At 44.5% G+C, this 20,312-nt stretch carries 14 protein-coding genes; 4 read left to right on the forward strand and 10 right to left on the reverse strand.

Annotated elements, in window-relative coordinates:
* Positions 1 to 2 precede the first annotated feature (2 nt).
* Genes tssM through tagH form a run of 5 tightly spaced genes read right to left on the reverse strand, consistent with a single transcriptional unit; the run spans position 3 to position 8,131 of the window.
* Positions 3 to 3,554, reverse strand: a complete 3,552-nt coding sequence (gene tssM, locus CW740_RS11745; protein ID WP_106647675.1) for a type VI secretion system membrane subunit TssM — start codon at positions 3,552 to 3,554, stop codon at positions 3 to 5.
* 1 nt (position 3,555) lies between these two features.
* On the reverse strand, positions 3,556 to 4,875 hold the full coding sequence (icmH, locus tag CW740_RS11750; protein WP_106647676.1) for a type IVB secretion system protein IcmH/DotU: 1,320 nt from the start codon (positions 4,873 to 4,875) through the stop codon (positions 3,556 to 3,558).
* A gap of 32 nt (positions 4,876 to 4,907) precedes the next feature.
* Positions 4,908 to 6,248, reverse strand: coding sequence for a type VI secretion system baseplate subunit TssK (gene tssK / locus CW740_RS11755; RefSeq protein ID WP_106647677.1), 1,341 nt, complete (start codon positions 6,246 to 6,248; stop codon positions 4,908 to 4,910).
* Positions 6,249 to 6,257: 9 nt separating this feature from the next.
* Entirely contained in the window at positions 6,258 to 6,719 is a 462-nt protein-coding gene (tssJ, locus tag CW740_RS11760; RefSeq protein WP_106647678.1) for a type VI secretion system lipoprotein TssJ, read from the reverse strand.
* Between the two features lie 8 nt (positions 6,720 to 6,727).
* The gene (gene tagH, locus CW740_RS11765; protein ID WP_106647679.1) at positions 6,728 to 8,131 is read right to left on the reverse strand and encodes a type VI secretion system-associated FHA domain protein TagH; all 1,404 of its coding nucleotides are present in this window, start codon (positions 8,129 to 8,131) and stop codon (positions 6,728 to 6,730) included.
* A 340-nt stretch (positions 8,132 to 8,471) separates the two neighbouring features.
* Here tagH and CW740_RS11770 point away from each other — a divergent pair, with 340 nt between their 5' ends.
* Entirely contained in the window at positions 8,472 to 10,562 is a 2,091-nt protein-coding gene (locus CW740_RS11770; protein ID WP_106647680.1) for a serine/threonine-protein kinase, read from the forward strand.
* A gap of 5 nt (positions 10,563 to 10,567) precedes the next feature.
* Here CW740_RS11770 and CW740_RS11775 read toward each other — a convergent pair whose 3' ends face one another.
* The 3 genes from CW740_RS11775 to CW740_RS11785 are packed head-to-tail and all read right to left on the reverse strand — an operon-like array spanning position 10,568 to position 13,282.
* Positions 10,568 to 11,461 (reverse strand): aspartoacylase, encoded by an 894-nt coding sequence (locus CW740_RS11775; RefSeq protein ID WP_227523864.1) that lies wholly within the window; start codon positions 11,459 to 11,461, stop codon positions 10,568 to 10,570.
* A 5-nt stretch (positions 11,462 to 11,466) separates the two neighbouring features.
* Positions 11,467 to 11,940 carry a thermonuclease family protein gene (locus CW740_RS11780; protein WP_106647682.1) on the reverse strand — a complete coding sequence of 158 codons (474 nt, stop codon included), beginning with the start codon at positions 11,938 to 11,940 and terminating at the stop codon, positions 11,467 to 11,469.
* 31 nt (positions 11,941 to 11,971) lie between these two features.
* The gene (locus tag CW740_RS11785; protein WP_106647683.1) at positions 11,972 to 13,282 is read right to left on the reverse strand and encodes a threonine/serine exporter family protein; all 1,311 of its coding nucleotides are present in this window, start codon (positions 13,280 to 13,282) and stop codon (positions 11,972 to 11,974) included.
* 184 nt (positions 13,283 to 13,466) lie between these two features.
* On the opposite strand from CW740_RS11785, the gene CW740_RS11790 reads away from it, so the two are divergent.
* The 3 genes from CW740_RS11790 (at position 13,467) to CW740_RS11800 (ending at position 17,478) form a co-directional block, all read left to right on the forward strand.
* On the forward strand, positions 13,467 to 13,739 hold the full coding sequence (locus CW740_RS11790) for a hypothetical protein (RefSeq protein WP_106647684.1): 273 nt from the start codon (positions 13,467 to 13,469) through the stop codon (positions 13,737 to 13,739).
* 73 nt (positions 13,740 to 13,812) lie between these two features.
* Positions 13,813 to 16,125 carry a TonB-dependent receptor gene (locus CW740_RS11795; RefSeq protein WP_106647685.1) on the forward strand — a complete coding sequence of 771 codons (2,313 nt, stop codon included), beginning with the start codon at positions 13,813 to 13,815 and terminating at the stop codon, positions 16,123 to 16,125.
* 96 nt (positions 16,126 to 16,221) lie between these two features.
* Positions 16,222 to 17,478: a pepsin-like aspartic protease gene (locus CW740_RS11800; protein WP_106647686.1), complete on the forward strand. Its 1,257-nt coding sequence runs from the start codon at positions 16,222 to 16,224 to the stop codon at positions 17,476 to 17,478.
* Between the two features lie 19 nt (positions 17,479 to 17,497).
* Here CW740_RS11800 and CW740_RS11805 read toward each other — a convergent pair whose 3' ends face one another.
* Positions 17,498 to 19,273 carry an SLC13 family permease gene (locus CW740_RS11805; protein WP_106647687.1) on the reverse strand — a complete coding sequence of 592 codons (1,776 nt, stop codon included), beginning with the start codon at positions 19,271 to 19,273 and terminating at the stop codon, positions 17,498 to 17,500.
* Between the two features lie 105 nt (positions 19,274 to 19,378).
* Positions 19,379 to 20,299, reverse strand: a complete 921-nt coding sequence (gene rarD, locus CW740_RS11810) for an EamA family transporter RarD (protein ID WP_106647688.1) — start codon at positions 20,297 to 20,299, stop codon at positions 19,379 to 19,381.
* Positions 20,300 to 20,312: the final 13 nt, after the last annotated feature.

Below are 20,312 nucleotides of genomic sequence, written 5' to 3' on the forward strand. Positions count from 1 at the left end.
CATCATAAATCTGTCGGGCAGTTAAACCCCTCCAAATCTGAGCCAAAAAATGGGTTATTGACGCTATGCGCCTGTAGTTCAAAGCTTGCATCAAATTCGTCATGCTTGAACTCCACCAAAAACTTATCGTAGGCCAGTGTCTTTTTCAGCTTTGCTTTATCCAGTAGTCGGAACAGGCTCCAGAAGCCGCTAGTCCTGACTGTTTCTGTTTGCCCGCCATCAGTTGGTGTAAAAGAGATAGAGGTTGCAATTTGCGGTTTCGGCCCTGGCCAACGAGTCGGGTAGGCGCGTAAGGGACCGTGGCGGTAGGACAACACCTGACCTTCGATATCAACCAGGACCTGACCCGCGTTAACACTCAGGCTGGATGGTTTTAAGGTAAAGTTAACCGCTATATCAGTTCCATTTCTGACAAAAAAGCTTTCTCTAATAGCCTTTGCTTTTTCTAATTGTCTTAATGTGTAGTTACTGATGCCAATATCCTTGTGCAAACGCCAACGCCCTCGCGAAGTGTCAACAAATACACTTAAGTGCTGGTTAAAGAAACGATCAATGGTTCCGCCGTAAGAAAAGAAGCTTCTGAAATCATCCAGGGTTATGTCTTTTCTACTGCGCTTGTTGACTGGGTATCTCCCTTCAATCGCGCGTCGACATTCTGAGAGCACTTCTGTTTTCCATAAGTTATTAAGGTAAGAATAGGTCCCTGTATTTGTCAGTGTTTTACCGCTGTTCTCAACCTTGCCCAACCATTCGCTCATTGGCTGAGGTGTCACGCTGGCTTCTTTTTCCAGCTCGCTGATAATACTGGCAGCCTGTGGGCTACTGGTTACTTGATAGGTTTTTTCTTCAGCATTATTGGCATTACTGATTGATTCGAGAAACACCTGCATATTTTTCAGAGCGCCGATGCTTTGTTTTAATGGACTATTACCGTCTGGCTCTCCTACATACTGAATGATGTCGTAAAACGCATCGTTCACAACCTGTTCTGGCACTGTATCGATATCAGCACTATCTGGGATCAACCGATCAAATCGATTGGCATTATTGGTGACCCGTGATGGAGCTGCTGTTTCAGCAATATCCTTTGCCGCATCCATGTTAATGCCTTCATCTTTAGGACGCGCCAACATAACGTTATTTCGTATTGCCGAGTACAGTCGCTCTATCGGAGCCTTAACGCCGGTCAGTTCCTGTAACATCAGGGCACCTTCTTCGGGTGTTGAAAACTCTCTTACCGCCAAGTCATTAATCAATTCTTTCCAGTAAAAAATATAGTCCTGGAAATACTTTTCACGCACCTGTTCCTGAATATCAAGTAACGACAGTTTATCTAGAGTTCCGGCATCATCCGTCGGCAATACCCAGGAGTCTTTTGATAAAATCTCACTGATTTTTTTGCTCTCACGCTTGAAGATGGCATGATAACCAGCCTGCGTATACAGACCCGGTACACCTTCACGTAATGACTTGCCACTCTTACGATAGAAGTAGTTTTCGACCTGCTGTGAGAGATAATCGCTAGGTTTAAACTCCGGCATGGCATTGAGATAGTTATCGAGAATACTGTTGTATACACGCTCAACTAACGATACCTGGCTTAATTTTTCCTGGGCAAAACTCACTAACTTGCGATCCTGTTCTGGCAAGCTCATATGCTCGGTCAGGAAATAGCTTAAATGGCCTTTTAGATCACTGCGTAACTCTTCATTGATCTCACCCGGATAATCTCGACGCCACAAATGTTCAAACAAAGAGGCGATATCCTTATCTTCCTTATGCTGAGGCAGATAGAACATCAGGTAAATACGGAGTAGCTCATATAGATAGTCATTATGTTGCTTGGCCTGAAGCATCTCCTTCTCCAAGCTGCCTTTGAGATAAGGTCCAAAATAATTGGCCAACCCTTTGTTATAAACCTGCTGGGTAACACCACTAAATTTGTCGCCCTGATATAAGCCAAAGCCTTCACTCAGTGTGTTTTTATTATCGATAATCTGGTTACTGAACTTTTTTAACACATTCAAACCACCATTCAATTCCAACAGATTAGATTTGTCAGTAATACCACCACCGCTCGCCTGGTTATATTCTGTTACCAAGGATGAAGTGCTAGTAATTAATTGCTTGTTATTGGCATAACTATGTGACCATAGATAGCTGAAGGTGATCAGGCAAAATCCCGCCAGGCCATAGCCAATTCGATGAATCAGGCGCTGACGTTTCTGATAGGCAATATTGACTCCTACCAGTTTATCTTCTTTGAAAATGACGTCTGTTAGTAATCGCTTGATAAAATAACCTTTACCATCACCACTATCACTTCTAACTCTTTCCTGTTTAAAGCCAAAGGTGTTTGAAATATCACGCCCAATACGATTGATTGGTGTACCTTCCTGTGTCGCACTGGTTAGATAAACGCCTCTTAAAAGTATTGGCTCTTCATAACGATTTTGACTAAAGGCTATTTTGATGAAGTCATCAATATTTTTTTGGGCCAGGCGGAGCTGACGTGGGAAACTGTAGATCAGTGCTCGTCTTTGTTCACTCTTCTCATGCTGCAGTTTTTTTAGTAGCTTCCGCTCTATATTCTGTATCAGCTCTACAAAGTACCTATTAAATTTATCGACAGCTTTATGATGTGAGAAGTCTTCTCCAACCTCAAACGTTAATCCGAATACTTCTTCGCGTTCCTCGCGAGAAATATCTTCAAACAACTCATTAAATCCAGCCAGCAGATCACCTTTACTTAATACCAGATATACCGGGATATTAATGCCCAGCTGCATCTTCAGTTCCTGAATTCTTTTTCGAATAGTTCCTGCCAGCTCGTTTAGCTCTGAATGAGATTGCTGCAGTAACTCAGCAATACTGATGGTAACTATGGCCCCATTAACAGGTCTCATAGGTCGAGTTTTTTTCAACAGATTCAAGAAACCGTGCCAAGCTCTGGAGTCAACTTCCTGATAACTGTCCTGTGTCGTATAACGTCCAGCTGTATCTAGCAATATCGCATCATCGGTGAACCACCAGTCACAGTTGCGGGTACCGCCAACCCCCTTTATCGGACTCGCACCAAACTCGTCTGCCAGTGGTAGGTTTAATCCAGAATTGATGATACTGGTTGTTTTACCAGCTCCAGGGGGGCCAATTAATAAGTACCAAGGTAATTGGTAAAGGTTCTTGCTTTTAACATCACTTTTTCTCAGATACTGCAATGCATCTGACATTCTTTTCTCTAATACCGCAATTTCATCATCGGAAGACTGCTCTATATCCAGCTGGTCCTGATCCTCTTTTGAAATATGCTGCATTAGTTTTTTGTTTTTTCGGTTTGCCTGCTGCAACTTCCACATTTTGACTGCCAGCCAGACGCAGGCAATTATTAGCAACAGACTGAGTCTTGCTGCAACGCTACTCAATATCTCATAGCCACCAATGCTAATTAATGGACCACCAAACCAGACCACGGCAATCACCGCTACGATAACAAGACTTATTAATGTTATTTTATGAGTGATTACCTTACCGATTTTTTTTATTATTCCAGCCATATTAACGCTCGCTTACTTCCACTGTTGCCTGTTCATCCAATGTATTTTTTACCCATAACAAAATTTCGACCCGTCGATTTAATGCTCTATTCTGCTCACTATCATTAGGGACTCTTGGTTCAGCTGCACCTCGACCTTCTGCGGTTACTCGGCCAGCTAAATTCTGGTTTCGACTTAAAATTCTAACCACCGAATTTGCCCTTGCCAGCGATAGCTCCCAGTTAGAATGATATTTGGCGGTAAATATTTTTTGATCATCGCTGTGTCCGACGACTTGAATATGGCCAGGAGTGCCGGTGGCAATCTGCCCAATTTTTTCTATGATGGCGATACTGTTTTCATTCAGCTGAGCGCTCGCTGAGGAATACATCTGATTGCTCGTCAAAATGATTGCCACATGATCCAAACCTTCTACGACCTGTAATAGTCCGCGCTCTATTTCCGTGCTTAATAACTGCCTTAATCGCTCTGCATAATTGATAACAACTTTGCTGGCCTCCTGATTGACGGGGGCGTCAGGAACCAGTCCAGCAATACTGTTATATACAGGTTCAGCCTGCCGACTCAGCTGGTAGCTGTAATTTATATAGACCCCCAGTAAGATTGCCACACTCAAAACAGCAACTGCCCACAATGGAATTCTTCGCTGATTCTCTATCAGATCCGTAATATTTGAGCGCCAATGAGGGGATAGCTCCTTGCTATATTCCGGCTGTATTTTTTTCAGGACAGCAAATAACCTTTCTTTTTCCACTTCCAACCTTTCAAATCCATTCTCCTGTACCCGATACTTGCCCTTAAACCCCAGTTGTAAACACAAGAATAGCAGTTCTAGTAGATATTGATTGTTTAGCGGATTCTTGACTCTTTCATCGATAATCTTAAAAAATTGTTCTCCACCCCAGGTTTGTTTATAGAACACACTGAGCAAACTTTTCGTACTCCAGATACTGTTTGCCCCCCAAGGTGCATTCAAGACAATTTCATCTAGCAAGGAACAGATTGCATAACGTGCTTCAGCAATGGTGTCTGCATCAGTTTCATCTTGGCGTAGCTGCTGCTCAAACTCTTTTATGTGTGTCATACACTGTTTATGCAGCATATTGATGTTACTGATCTGGGTTGCCTGCTTTAACTCTATGGCAAGACTGAGTAAGGTTGTTGCAGCATCGATTATTGGATTTACCCCAATCTTGAAAGCAGCTAACGGAATTTTGTGTCCTCGGTTTAAATCCGGCTCCAATGTCTGCTCATTACTGTCGACTGGTCGCTGTATCCCTCCCGGTCTTGGCACCAGAATTGTTCTATCCATATTTTTCATATTATCTTCTGCTAATCCCTTGGTTTCTCTAGTTATGCTTCATTTTTAATTGCCCACAGCTCCACATCCAATCCCGGAAAATCTCCCGAAACGTGAAAAGCAATACTTCTAGAATTGGTATTTTCTGCCCACAGTGGCGAGCGCTGATCAATAGTAAAATAGCTGTATTCTTTTTTTACCGGCACTTCGCGTGGTGCCACTGACAATTCATATAAATTGATACCAGGCAATTGTGCGTTTACCAGCTGTCTGATATTGCCCAGGCTGCCTATTTTTATTTGTCTTGGTAACTGTTCTTTTAATTCACGCGTCGTCATTTCAGCTCTTGCCGCTAACACAAAACTGGCTTGCTTAAAGAGTTCAACCTGATCAATATGCGCAACTTTAATGCCATAACCTTTTTCCTCAAGGCTAATTTCATGGGCGCTTTCATCCAGCACATGACTTAAATATTGTTTAATCGTTGTCTCTACCTGACTAAAGCATTGATCGATATTTTTGTGTGCATAAGGCAATTGCCTGGCTGGCTTTCGACCCTGACCATAAAAAGTTGCCAACTCTGCTTCCAGATTGACTAGTTCTATATAAACTTCATGTGGCATCACCTGCTCCTGCTCCAATAATTGATGCAGCCGCGCCAAACTTTTATTTAGTAGTTGCAGTATCAAGTAGTTATGGATGCTACTGGTCGTGCTGTTATCAACACCCATAACCTTTGCCGCCAACTTTTCTCTTCGATGCTCTAGCAAACTGATCAGGCTTATCTGTCTACTGTGCAATACCTCACTCGCCTGAATATTTAAAACAACGGGAACAAAGTTTTCATCTAGTTCAATGCTGCCATCCTGTTTTCGCTCCTTGATTCGCGCAATGGGCAAACACTCATAGCCTTGTTGACTTTTCCCCTCAACAATTAAGCAAAAATTTTCTTCTGCAATTTCTAAAGTAGTATCACTATCCTCACCTTCGTTAATGCTGCTTACCTGTTTAAGTTCCTTGCGATACCGTTTGCTTGATTCGGTAGAAAATTCCTGCGCGATCTGCTTCGAGTGATCAGTGCTCTCTGCAATTGCCAACATGATCCGCTTGTCATTAACTTCGTCCACTTCCGAAAGGTCTAGCATGGCGGGAGTTTTGTGCGTTTCTGGCATACTAAAATAGGTGCCATCCTGCAAAATACCGCTGGCTGCTTTTACCCCAATCTTTCCTTGCAACAGACACTCTTGATTTAACTTTAGCTGGCTAAAGCCAAAACCATGTGTCATCAGCGCCTGAGTCAGCCGTTTAACCTGATAATCGTTATATCTATCCTGTTGCTGAAAATGTTCTGGCGTCAGGAATAAACCTTGCGACCAGACAACTTTGTTGCTCATTCAACATCCCTATTGTTTGACGATTGATTTACCTTCAATAACCAGTGCTAATTCATCTGACTGCTCAATCTCATGCACTACCTTCCACTGACTGTTATCAATATCTTTAAACGCTGCCACTAGCATCAAGTATTTAGTAGACACGTCAGTAACCAGCAATTGTTCCAGCTTTTGTCCCGGATTGACCTGAAATTCTTTCATGCTCGATACGGCTGTCTTGAAATCGGGCTCCGTTTGGTCATAAATACTGAAAAAATCCATACCTTCTACAGCCACTTCTTTTTTTAGCTCATACAGACGAATAACTATCGGTGAAGAACGTCCAAGTTCATCCTGATTGACCTCTTCAGCAACACTGATGCTTAACTCTACTTCCTCGCCTTTATTGCCTTTCAGTAAAGCGCAACTGCTAACAGTAGCGAGTAATAAAGCTGCCACCAACACTCTCTTAATCATCATTAACTGTTTCATTTTTTCCCCTATCGCACACCCAATGCGGTTAATTGAGCTTCATAAGCCTCGGCAAATTCTTCAGAAAAGCGTTTATCAGAACCCTGACCCAGCTCCTCATTTACTTTCCTGTACTGCTCTTTGTACTTGTCCCAGCTCTTTGCTTTTTTAGCTACCGGAATCCACTTTTCGATACTATTGCCCTGCTGTTCATCAGCTACAAAGTGATCTGGGTTAAGCTGAGATAACACGGCATTCACCGCACCTTCTGTTCCTGCCATCAACGCCAGCTCATGACTGCTCATATCTTTAAAGCACTCCTGAATTGCTTGATCCCAACTTAAAAATCCCGGAATCTTTCGTGCAAACAAGTTTCTGATCGCCTCATCCACATTGATTGAAAATTTCAAAGGGTTGTTTTCCTGAGTACGAATGGTTGTTTGCATTACTCTGAATTCACTTTTCATACTGGCTCTTGCACGCAAAATATCGAGCATACCTTGTAGCGACAGTCGCAATGCAGCACCTAACCGATGATAAAATTCTGGTTGATTGCCAAGCTGGATTTCTTCGGCGCTTAAGCCAAGTCCTTTAAGCAATTCATTCATACAAACATCTGCACCAGCGGCACCATTAGTCGGTTGGCTATTCGCTAATCCTTCCTGTAATTGAGGTCGCGCCTGGATTTGAGGCTGAGGTTCAGCCTGTATCTGCGATGGTACAGCCTGTGTGTTATCAGCATTGGCTGCCACCTGTGTGATTGTCTGCTGACTCACCTGCGCTTGCTGCACTATTGGCTGTGGCTGGCTTTGTTCCTCATGCATCTTGCTTTGAGAAGTCTCCACACTGGCATCCCAGTCGTCTGGAATCTGCTGAGCAGTGGCTGGGGCTGCAGCTACTCTGGCTTGAGAAGTAACGGCTTCCGGTTGAGCTTGACTCAGGTTTGGGGCGCTATAACTTTCATTAAGCGGGTTTGCCATCTGCTGATGCTCCAAACCTGCTTGCTCAGTGTGTACTGGTTCCGGCTCAAGGGGACTTGAACTGTTAACAGCTGCAGCCACTGGCTGCTGATCGAGGGCAAGTGTTGAGTCGTGGCTGGTTACTTGGTGATCCTCTAAAGCGACTTCGATTTCATATTCACCAATCTGCAAGTAATCTCCATCTTGCAACATTCGGGTCTGCCCCTTGCCAAGTGGCTCAACCCCTCGGTTGATAAACAGCCCATTAGTGGAATAGTCAGTGATCGAATAGCTGCCCGCTTCAAAACTGATTACGGCATGAGTACTCGATACGATCTTCTCCGGATCGGGCAATAGCCAGTCAGCATCTGCCGAGCGGCCAATGACACCACCAATACGGTCGAAGGTTTTTGTCGCAACCTGATCAGGTGCTAATCGGTGAAAACTGGTAATACGTAGTGTTAATTGCTTCATCCTCTATGACCTTTGTTCTTATCCCTTGTGACTTCCTGGTGCACCCTGAGTGCGCATACTTATAGCAGCGCACGGTATCAATGCCTTAACTTAAGCCAAATTAATATCCCATATATAACAATAAGTTATATCAACTTATTCTGCCCACAAGAGAGTGTTTTACTAACCTTACAGGGCAGGAATAAAAAATCAGGCGCCGATGATAGTGGATTTTGTCGATAAATTAAACTACTTTTGGAATATTTGATAAATACTTCTCAGATATATTAAAGAATTGAAAAATTCTCTCGAATCATGTAGATTGGCGCGCTCGAAATTGATTGGATCAGAGTTATAACGTATGGAACACTCGCAGGACGACCAGCACAAAAATCAGAACCAGGCTGACAGCCATTCACCAGACACCAGCCCAACTGAAGGGCCAACCAGCGAGCCGCTAGCTGAGGATAATGATAAAACGGTAGTACAGGACTTTAGTGCCAATACGACCAACAATTCCGTTGTCGACCAACCCAAACTGGGCGATTTGCTCAGTGATCGGTACCGACTGATTGAGCTTATCGGTACCGGCGGCATGAGCTATGTCTATAAAGCCATTGATGCCTTTGCCGAAAAAGCTGGTGATAGTGAACCTTATGTTGCGGTAAAAATCTTAAGTTCCGAATTTTCTGCCCATCCGGATGCAGTCACTATTATGCAACGAGAGGCCAAGAAAACACGCCTGCTGGCTCACCCGAATATTGTTCAGATTCATGATTTTGTGCTGGAAGACTCCCTCTGTTACATCGTCATGGAGTATCTGCAGGGCGAAACGCTCGATCAAATCATTAAACGCAGTAAACCCAATGGGCTTCCTAAGAATGGCGTTCTTAATATTCTCAAGCAAATCACTTCGGCGCTAGAGTTTGCTCATCAGCAGGGCATCTTGCATAGCGATCTGAAACCCAGCAATATTTTCATCACCCAGCAGCAACGGGTCAAAATCTTCGACTTTGGGGTCTCTCGCGGCCTCAAACAGAAAGTCGATGAGTACGCCGTTCAACTGCATTCCGATGAGCCAGAATATGAAGTTGGCGGCTACACTCCGGCCTATGCCAGCCTCAACATGCTTAACCAGCAAACCCATGATGTTAAAGATGATATTTACGGTCTGGCCTGTATCACCTACGAAATGTTCACCAGCAAGCACCCATATGCTCGCAAGCCAGCGAACAAAGCCTTTGCTGAAAAAATCAAACCTAACAAAGTACCAAAGCTGGCTTTGCTTAACTGGAAGGGGCTGGAAAAAGGCTTACAACTGGAGCACCATCAACGCACCGAGTCTGTGCAGCAGTTCTATAATGACTTGACGCGTACACTGTTCAAGCCGGTAGCGCTTGCCGCGTCAGCCTTCCTCGTTTCTGTGGTGGCGATCACTCTGTGGCAAAACTCCAGTCAGACCATTTCTGAGACACAGGCACAGCTTGCTCATTATCAACAACAGGATGCCCAATACCAACAGTTGCTGGCATTGGCTGAAACCGATATTGATGCAACACTTGAGAGCATTAACCAATTGCCAGATGTTCACAGGACTTCACTACTTAACATTTTAAATGATGATATCGTTCAGCACTTTTCAGCCAAGTCAGAGCAATATCTTCGTCCCACCGATACTGGTTATGCTGATTATCCAAACGCTTTGCAATCCATTAGCGAAGCCGAGAAGTTCCTTAAAGATTCCCAGCAACTAACCAGTTTCAAGCAGCAAGTATTGGATGCACAAAACCAGTTGGTTTCAACACTAGAACAGAAGTTTAACCAGCTACTGGAGCAGCAGGACTACAAAAAGCGAGACACCGGCGATGACGTCTATTCATTGCAACAGACCCTGCTCGCTATCGCTCCTGAACACACTCCTAATATATCGGAACAGTCACAATCACTCTTTTTGACAGGCATTCAGCAGGCATTAGCCGAACACAATGTGGCTGAGCTTAACCGCTACCAGCAAGTAGGTGATGTGATTTTTGTGGATAACCAGGAGTATCAACAACTAAAACAGCAAAGCGAAGCATTTCTATTAGCAGCCAAGCAGATTGATCAGTACAACAAGCAGGTTGCTGAGCAGCCGGGTAAGCCATTTCCAACCAAAGCGGCCACTATTTTCTATCAACAACCGATTAATAAACTTATAGCTAAAATCGAGGCAGCTTCCAATACCCGTGAACTGGAACAAGTTGACGAAGAAGTCTTTGCCTTGGTAACAACTTTACCAAGCGATTTTGCCTTATCGAAGGAGCTACAGAACACACTGGCCAATGCCTATTTCAAGCGCGCTGATGAACTTAATGCCAGTCGCAGTTATCGTGCTGCAGCCAAGGCACTAAGTCGAGGCAGACAAATTTTGAATGACATGAATAAACCTGAGGAAGTGGCTGAGCAAAGTTAATTTAATCAGCCAATATGGTAGGTTTGTTTCTTCGACATTGAGAAGGCTTTTTTTTCATCGTAATAAGCAGCTTCGTTGATGAAGCTTATGGTGCAGTCTTCGCCCTCAAAAAACTCATCTTCTCCGTTAAAGAGATGGAAGATGGGCTCTCCTGATTTTAGTAGCTGGAAGTCTCGATCCTGTATATTCTTATGTACCATGCCACAGATGTTTCCTAGAGGGTCGGTGGGCAGATACATGACTCCAAAGTATTCGTATATATCTATCGATTCTGAAGGTTGCGGTAACCTATGCTGGTTATAGTGTTCTATAAACTCTGCAATTAACTGTACCGCCTGTTCGGTTTTTTCAAAAACCTCATGCTTTAATTGGCCTTGCGGCACAGGGCCGACTTCAACTAATACATGCCTATCAGCAACAGTCATCAAAAAATGATGATCTTGCTGTTTTTCAAGCGTCACCGTTACATCGTTCATTCGTTGCTGAACATAATCTACTAACATCAGATGGAAGGTATCGGTTTGGGTTAATACCAGGTTGACGCCCATGGGGGCAGTTGATGTGTGCAGGTCAATGATCATGTCGACGCGGGCATCGCCTTTTGGACCGAGCTGGTCATTGATTTCTTTAGCACGGGCATTTTCATAACCTGATAATAAGGGGTCTTTCAGGTCAGATTGTTTGAAGCTACGATTGAGATCGCGATCAAGATAACGGCGGTTATGTTTAAAGGCTTCAGGATTGGCTAGCAGGTATTCAAGTTCGAATGTCTTTGGTTTTAATAGGTGGGGATATTCGTGGTACTTTTCTAACAGGTAAACGCCTGTGTATTCATTGCCATGAGTTCCACCGACAATCACCACCTTATTGACCATTTCTCTTGCTTCTTCCCTAGACACAACCGTTACCTCGCACGTTGTTTACGCCATTCCCAAGGCTCAATGCGCTGACTCTCTGGCAGCGCCCAGATGCCTTTTTTTGCATCCCTGGCAGTTTCCTCTAGCAGTTTCATTTTTTTGCTTTTACTGTATCGCCACCGCCATGCCATTCCCTCAGCAATCATAATTTCATTAATAGATTGTCCATCAACCATGATATCGACCAACAAGCGACCATACTTATCTCGCTTATCGCCAATCAGTTTAATGGGCTTATCCATGACCATTTCTTTCAAATAATCTCTCGAATCTGACGCAAACGGCTGATCTCTTTCCGGTGCGTCAATATCCTTAAGTCGAATGGTGAAACTATTACCTTTCTCGCAGCAGACGATCATGCTGTCTCCATCCTGCACGAACTTGACCCGGTATTCTGCTTCTGCCGGCTCGCAGCCAGACAACAGAAACACCAGCATTAAACATTGCAATTGTCTTATCATGCCTACCCCACTTTATCATCAATGCGCTTAATTAGCTTAATGGCTTACCCAGCTTTGCTTTTGTTTTTGGTTTTGGCAAAGTGGCAATCGACGAAATCAATAAGCCAGTGACTAATGATATACCTATAATAATCATATTAAAGGCAGTATCCAATCCACCAATAATATCGTGCTCCAGCAACGCTGTCAGGCTTTTGAAGCCAATACTGCCGGGAACCAGAATAATGAAGCCAGGCATCATAATGGTTGCCGTCGGAACCTGCTTAATGCGATAGGCCAGGTTTGCAAACAACCCAACCGACAAGGCACCCACGAAAGCACCGCTGGCTGGATCCATTAATTTTACTCCCCATCGAGAAACAAAATAGGCGATGCAGACCGCTGCAATAATCCATGGGAAATGGCTCCAACGGGCCTGAAACAAAACCACAAATGAAAAAGATGTTGCGAGAATGGCAACCCAGATAGACCAGGGTGGTAACAATACCAGACTGGTCATGTGTTCTGCTGGAAATAGGAAATTACCCAGCTGGCTACCAATTGCCACCCCAAAAGTCATCTGAATAAATATTACGCCAGCACCTAACAGTCGTGCGGTACCCGATACCAGATTCTGAGTTGCCAGTTCGGCCATGGCTATGGTCAGCATCATGCCCGGCACCAGAATAATAATACCCGCCACAATAGGTATATAGGTGGAACCCAGTCCCAGCCACTTATTAAAACCCACCGAAATAATAGAAGCCATAAATGCACAGAGGGCTGGCATCAGGTTGGCCACGGTTTCAGAGCGGGAGCCAGCTAAATTGACCAGCAAACCCACTGACAGTCCGATTACTGCCCCTGTAATTACCTCCAGGAAACCGCCATTGAATATCCTTGCGATTGATGCCGAAACAAGCATAAAGCAAAGAATGGTCCAGTAGCGATTATGGACAGGCTTAGAGCGGGTAATTTCATTTAATTTATTTGCGCCCTCAACCGTACTCATTTCTTCATTAATGACGGCATAGGCGACTTCCATGGTTCGACTCAACTTGTCCACATCCACTTCGCCGGCATTCGAACGAATCACATAAGTCTGAGGCTTGTCTTCTTCCAGCATAAAGGTCAAAGTGATACTGGTCGGCACGGCAATACACTGCAGACCATAGCCCAATTGTTCTGCTACATTTGTTAGCAAACGCTCAAGCTCATAACTCGGCACACCGTAAGTATGCAATGCTTTAACCAGCCTTAACATAAACCCAACTGGCTCATGTCGATTGGGGAAATGAGGTACCTTATCGAGTCTACGCTCTGAAATTGACTCTGGAATTTGTTCGGTTACCTTATCACTCATAGGGGGGTACTCGTTGTTTCTGGTTGTTCAGCTTGATATGGAATTATCATGCGCAAGTATGACGTTATCACTCAATGCTACCTGTTTTTGTTCACTATTTGTAACATTAATCGGTTATTCTTGTATTGCCTATCAGTTATAAGGTCATTAGGATATTAGGCCTCTGTAATAGGAGTCACAAACCATGAGCAAATCTGTTAAACACATACTACTGATTGTCGCCCTGCTTGGCATGGCGCTGGTAGGTGTTGCTCATGCTAAAGCTCCCGATCATGATACGAACGATTGTGCGATCTGCCTGCATCAGACTTTTAAAGACTGCCACAGTAGCCCGCCACAACTTTTCGTACCAACTCCCTCCCTGATTGCGGAGCAATCTCTAGCCTGGCCAACACCTGTTACTCAATCTTATCCACGAACGGGTTATCTTGGTCGCGCGCCCCCAGTTTCAGCTTAATTTCTCTATTTTTAATCTTTTATTTGTGTATTAACCGAATAGGCACAGGTCTATTCTATGAGGAATCTTAAGCATGAAATATTCTGCTATTGCATTACTGCTATCTGCAGCTTTAACTCAGCAAGCACAGGCTGCTGACAACTCAAATCTTTCTGGCGTTCTTCAAGATAATGAAGGAAAGCCACTGGCAAACGTTGAGATCTTTATCTCTTCTGAAAATCAATCGGTCACCACAGATGAGAACGGACGCTTTGAGTTCAAAGGCTTAGAAACTGGACGTTATGTTCTGGATATCAAAGGTGGAAACCAGGGCCATATCAATAAGGCGGTTCAACATACTGGCGACAACCTAACCGTTACAGTTGATTTCTCAGACACTCAAACACTAGTGATCACTGGTAATCCACTTGAACACACCATTCTAGAGATGGCTGCCCCTGCAGTTATAGTAAGCGGTGATGAATTAACCCAGAAGCGTGGCGCCAACATTGGCGAAACTCTGGCTGAAGTGCCAGGTGTCAATCTATCAGGTTTTGGTGCAGGCGCTGGACGTCCTGTCATTCGTGGTCAACAAGGTAATCGCGTCACGGTACTAAGTAATAACAGTTCTACTCAGGATGCCTCTAATGCCAGTCCTGATCACTGGATCGCAGCTGAGCCTTTGTTGGCCAAACGGGTTGAGATCCTGAAAGGTCCAGCGACATTGCTGTATGGCGGCGGCGCAGTTGGTGGTGCGGTAAATGTTGTGGATAATCGTATCCCCACCGAACTACCTGACGGTGTCGAAGGCGGTGTTGAAGTTCGCCTGGGCGACTCAGCAACTGGCGAACGTAGCACTGTAGGAACACTTTCAACGGCTAACGGTGGCCTGGCCTTCAATATAGATGCATTCAAATCTGAAACTGACGAATACCAAATTCCCGGCTATGCAGAGTCAAGTTACCTGCATGCGCTTGAAGAAGCAGAAGGTGAGGCAGGTCACGATGAAGAAGCTGCCGGTTACCTGGAAAATAGTGATACTGACAGCAAAGGCGGCAGCGTTGGCTTCTCCTATATTTCCGATGCGGGTTACTGGGGCATTTCATATTCCGATTATGAGCGTAATTATGGCTTACCGGGCCACGCTGAACATCATGAAGAAGAGGAAATACCTGGTGAAGAACATGGCGAAGAAGCAGTTCGTCTGGACCTTCGTCAGCAACGCTGGGATATGAAAGGCCGCTGGAATGATCCTTTTGAAGGCTTCCGCAGCTTGAGCGTGCAATTTGCAAGCACCGATTATAAGCACCAGGAAATTGAAGGTGCTGAAATCGGCACTACCTTCCTTAATGATGCACAGGAGACTCGATTAGAGTTGGTTCATGATTCCTGGGGTGGCTGGCAAGGTGCTTTTGGTCTGCAGTATTCAGACAGTGATTTCGTGACCATAGGCGATGAAGCCTATATTCCACCGTCGAATACCGAAAAGCTTGGCCTTTTCTGGTTGGAGGAATATGAGGTTGGCCATTGGCATACTGAACTTGGCGCACGATACGACAAACAAACCATCACTACCGATATGTTTGGTCAGCGCGATGACAATGCTTTGAGTTTGGCAATTGGTTCCTTATGGCATCTTGATGAAAATTGGACATTACCTATCAATATCACCCGCGCACAGCGCTTGGCGGCAGTCGAGGAACTTTATTCTAATGCAGGAAATACTGAGGAAACTTATGTACCACACCTTGCCACTGCAAGCATTGAAGTGGGTAATCCTGGCTTAGATAAAGAAACTGCCAACAACATTGATATTGGTATTCGCTATAACTCTGACTCAGTCAGTGCCTCGGTTGCCATTTTCCACAACCGTATCAATGACTTTATCTATCTTGCTCATGAGGAACACGAACCAGCTCCCGGCGAAGTTCATGCTCACGAAGAACTGCCTGTATTTGTTTACACTCAGGCTGATGCGGTATTTGAAGGTGCCGAAGCAGAAATTGACTGGCGTTTTGCCGGTGACGGACTGGCGGTCTGGAAAGCTGGTTTATTTGGTGATTATACCAGCGCCGAACTTAAAAGCGGTCCCTACCTGCCACGCACACCAGCCAAACGTTTAGGCGGTTCAGTCGGACTTGATTACGATATGTTCACCAGTAACCTGTCAGCAACGAAAGTATTCGACCAGGATCATCTGGCGGAAGACGAGCTGCCGACTGATGGCTACACCCTGGTCAATCTTGATCTTGGATATAACGTCTTTTTTGATGAATCAGAACTGTTCTTGTTTTTGCGCGGACAAAACCTGACTGATGCAGAAATTCGTGACCATTCATCTTTCCTGAAAGACAGAGCACCCCGTGCAGGGCGCTCCTTAATCGCAGGATTCCGCTGGACCTTTTAACTAGTTGCTTTTCAGCAATAAATACACCTAAACTTAGAGCCTCAATTGAGGCTCTTTTTTTACCCATAGCTTTCTTCTGATACAGGAAAAATAATAATGCCCAAGGATACGATGAAACTACCAATTACGATTGTTCCAGCCAAAGGTGGCTATTGCGCACCGATTCAAATTGGCTGCAATCAGGAAGTCGCCCATCTTCTGTTGGATACAGGTAGTAGCACCATCGCAGTTGAAACCAAAGCCTACAATCATGCTAATGATTTTTATCTAAAGCCGACTCCTCTGGCACAGGCTATAACTTATGGTGCCGGTGGCTGGGCAGGGCCTATTGTTGAAACACACTTATCACTTGAGCACGACAATAAACGTATGCTGCTCAAGGACACCCATATTGCGGTAATTAAGACCGAACAACAGGATAATTTTTATGGAGCTGATGGTATTCTCGGCCTTGGCTATCGGGAACTTAATCGGGCCCATGACCTGACCGAGTACTTTACTGAGCGAAATCATGATCCAGCGCATACTTACCCTTGGCCATTTGAGGTTGAATCAAGCAGGCAGGGCATCCGTCAATTTCGTAAACAACTGAAACAGTATCCTGGACTTTATCCTAAAGCTTTTTTTACCCAGCTTGAGGAGCAGAAGATCAGTAAAAACAAATTTGCGCTCTATACTAAGCGCTCAATCGTGCATGTTGCCGATCCTACTTATACCGATGAACATCTACATGCCGATCCCCTGAATCAGGGACTGCTGATTCTAGGAGCTGGGGAAGTGCATCGCGAGCTCTATCATGGAAACCTCGAGACAATTGATGTGGTGCATGACAGTTATTACAACACCAAGTTGATTTCGATGCAGGTGGGCAATGGTCGTGAAATTGCTGCACCTCCCATTCAGGACAATTATCGCAGCAAGGGCCGCTCCAATAGCATCATTGACTGTGGATCGAGCTTTCTAGTTCTACAACGTTATCTTTATCAGGAGCTAATGGATGAGCTGATAGATTTAGACGTCAGCTTTATAAGTCATATAGAGCGCTTCCAGAACGCCAATCAGGCGGGTGAAGGTTATTTTCCCACTGATCTGGATCTAACAAAGTGGCCTGAAATCCACTTCTATTTCCTGAGCCCTTATGGCGAGAAAATCCGTATGAGTTGTACTCCGGATAATTATTGGCAGATTAATGCACTGGAACATGGACGAGCTTATTTCATGATCATGGACCAATTAAAAAACTGGCCTGATATGTCGATCATGGGTTTACCGCTGATGAGCGATTACTACTGTGTGTTTGATCGTGAGTACGATGCCAATGGCGTAATAAAAGTTGCCAAGGTGAAACTGTAATCACCTCGGCAACTAAGTTCTAAAATGGAAAAAACATCGGTATAACGGCGGTCGCCAGAAGCGCAAAAATAATATTCAGGGGGATACCAATCTTGAGGAAGTCTTTAAACTTATAACCACCGGCCCCATACACGAAAGTGTTAGTCTGATAACCTATCGGAGTTGCAAAACTGGCACTGGCTGCAAACATGACAGCCATGATAAAAGGCCTAGGATCGAATCCCAACTGCTCTGCCAATGCAATCACCAGCGGACCAATCAATACTGCGACGGCATTATTACTGATCATTTCGGTTAATATCGAAGTCAGAGCATATATTATAAATAGCAAACCAACCGGGCCAATATTATCCGTAACTTTCATTACCGAGCTGACCAAAAGTTCAGCCGCGCCGGTCTTTTCCATCCCTAAACTCAGCCCTAACATTCCAAAAATCAGGAACAATATCCGCCAGTCTATGGCGTCAAAGGCCTCATCAGGATCAACGCAACGTGTCACCATAACGATAGTAGCGCCAATGATGGCTAATCCTGCTATCGGTAATACTTTCATTGCCGCAAGCACCATAATCCCCAGGATAGTAATAAATGCTATAGGAGCTTTGCTACGTCTAATTGGGCGGTCTTGAGGCTCAGTCAAATTAATTATATTGCCATCTTCGAGCAGTCTCTTAATCCCATCTGCGGGCCCCTCAATCAATAAAGTATCACCGAACTTTAATTTTATTTTTTCGAAATTCTCATTAATATTTTCATCGTTACGATGAATTGCAATCACGTAGACACCATATTTTCGCGCCAACCCCAAATCTACCAGTCTTCGCCCCAACAAATTCGATTTCTCGTTAATACTGGCTTCCATAAGAAGGGACTCACTGGCTGTAACCGGCTCCACACCTTTTGGTAAAGTAGCACTAAACTCAACCTGACCATCTTCTTTTAAACTCAAAAGCTCGCTGGCATCCGTTTTCAATATGAACCGGTCTCCGGCCTTCAGTTTTAGCTCCTCCATTTTCCTTCTAACAGATGCATTTCGGCGCACCATATCAATAATATTTGCTCCTTCAACCGGTAGTGAAAAATCTTTAACCGGCTTACCTATATGGCTTGAATCTGCAGGTATCAGTATTTCAGCAATAAATTTTCTCTCAGGTTGGCTGTTAACGAGATTGGCCAAAGAGTGCCGGTCAGGCAACAAAAATCGGCTAACAACCATCATGTATACAAAACCTACCAACACAAAAAACAAAGCTGGCAATGTCATTTCAAACATCCCGATTTCGGGTTGCCCATGTTCTGTGGCTACGGTACTCATCAAAATATTGGTTGAGGTTCCTACCAAAGTCAGGGTGCCGCCAAATATTGAGGCAAATGATAAAGGTATCAGTAACTTAGAGGGTGCCATATTAATGCTTGAGGCGAGTGATATTACCACCGGGGTCAGCATAATCACGATTGGTGTGTTATTCATGAAAGCTGAAGAGATCATGCTAAAGAACATGATCACGAATAAAGAGCGCAGATAAGAGCCTTTTGCGCTTCTTTTAAGGATGTTACTGATAATTTGCAACACGCCAGTTCGCTCAAGTGCGGCACTGATGATAAACATCATGGCAATTGTCATCGGAGCGCTACTACTGAATACCGACAGAAACTCCCCAGTATCCAGAATTCCTACCACCATCAATATTGCTGAAGATGCCAGGGCTATGACTTCTGGGGGGTATTTTTCCCAGATAAAGGCAATAAAGACTGCGAAAACCAGGGCAAATACGAAAATGATTTCAAGGGTCATACAAACTCCGTTTGTATTGTTGATGAATGAATCCACCGCCTGATTAATTTATCATAAATCAGGCTTTCGCCAATACGATTATTGCTCATGTCATGAGCCAGAAATTTACTGGTTTTCCATTAACTTAGCTGCTGATTTGCGGTCACGGCGTTTTTGATTCTGCTGACGAACTACGCCAATGGTATAGATGATCAAACCTGCCCAGATCAGGGCAAAAGTAATCAACAGATCGATATTGAAGGTTTCCTTGAAGGCAAATACCGCTAACAGGAAGGTCAAGCTTGGTGCCAGATACTGCATAAAGCCAATGGTATTGAGCGGTAGCAAGCGTGCTCCTGCTGAGAACAACGCCAGAGGCACTGTCGTGATTACACCACCTGCCAACAATAGCCAGTCGATAGAAACCGAGTTATGTAGGAAAGCACCTGTGCCTGTGTACCATAGATAGATGATGTAACCTGCCGTGAATGGGAACACTATTAGAGTTTCAACCAGCAAACCCTGTAAAGGCCCGATATTGACCTGTTTACGCAACAAGCCATAAACACCAAACGAAAAAGCCAGCCACAAAGATATCCAGGGCAGGCTTCCTAGCGACACAATACGATAAAGTACGCCTAACGTCGCTAAAAGTAGTGCTATCTTGCTCCAGTTTGTCAGCTTTTCTTTTAAGAACATGATTCCTAATGCAACACTGAACAGCGGATTGATGAAGTATCCGAGGCTGGTTTCAAGTACCCGCTCATTAGTTACTGCCCAGGTAAAAGCCAGCCAGTTTCCGGAGATCAAGACCGAAGTAGCGATGAGAATGCCAATCGTTTTTTTATCCTGCAGGATATTTTTCGGGAAAGGGCGTTTAATGGCCCACATGATGATAAGCACCACAGGCACCGACCAAGCCACCCGATGAGCCAGGATTTCCAAGGCCGAAACCCCTTCAAGAGCCTTGAAGTAGATTGGCGCCAGTCCCCAGATGACAAAGGCTAGAATGCCATAAATGTATCCTGCACGATTAACGTTCTGCATGATGATTCTCTAA

Origin of the sequence: Kangiella profundi, assembly GCF_002838765.1 — a bacterium.
GTDB lineage: Bacteria > Pseudomonadota > Gammaproteobacteria > Enterobacterales > Kangiellaceae > Kangiella > Kangiella profundi.

Coding starts and splice junctions, on each gene's coding strand:
- tssM (WP_106647675.1), bottom strand. CDS start 3,554: ATGGCTGGAATAATAAAAAAAATCGGTAAGGTAATCACTCATAAAATA.
- icmH (WP_106647676.1), bottom strand. CDS start 4,875: ATGAAAAATATGGATAGAACAATTCTGGTGCCAAGACCGGGAGGGATA.
- tssK (WP_106647677.1), bottom strand. CDS start 6,248: ATGAGCAACAAAGTTGTCTGGTCGCAAGGTTTATTCCTGACGCCAGAA.
- tssJ (WP_106647678.1), bottom strand. CDS start 6,719: ATGAAACAGTTAATGATGATTAAGAGAGTGTTGGTGGCAGCTTTATTA.
- tagH (WP_106647679.1), bottom strand. CDS start 8,131: ATGAAGCAATTAACACTACGTATTACCAGTTTTCACCGATTAGCACCT.
- CW740_RS11770 (WP_106647680.1), top strand. CDS start 8,472: ATGGAACACTCGCAGGACGACCAGCACAAAAATCAGAACCAGGCTGAC.
- CW740_RS11780 (WP_106647682.1), bottom strand. CDS start 11,940: ATGATAAGACAATTGCAATGTTTAATGCTGGTGTTTCTGTTGTCTGGC.
- CW740_RS11785 (WP_106647683.1), bottom strand. CDS start 13,282: ATGAGTGATAAGGTAACCGAACAAATTCCAGAGTCAATTTCAGAGCGT.
- CW740_RS11790 (WP_106647684.1), top strand. CDS start 13,467: ATGAGCAAATCTGTTAAACACATACTACTGATTGTCGCCCTGCTTGGC.
- CW740_RS11795 (WP_106647685.1), top strand. CDS start 13,813: ATGAAATATTCTGCTATTGCATTACTGCTATCTGCAGCTTTAACTCAG.
- CW740_RS11800 (WP_106647686.1), top strand. CDS start 16,222: ATGCCCAAGGATACGATGAAACTACCAATTACGATTGTTCCAGCCAAA.
- CW740_RS11805 (WP_106647687.1), bottom strand. CDS start 19,273: ATGACCCTTGAAATCATTTTCGTATTTGCCCTGGTTTTCGCAGTCTTT.
- rarD (WP_106647688.1), bottom strand. CDS start 20,299: ATGCAGAACGTTAATCGTGCAGGATACATTTATGGCATTCTAGCCTTT.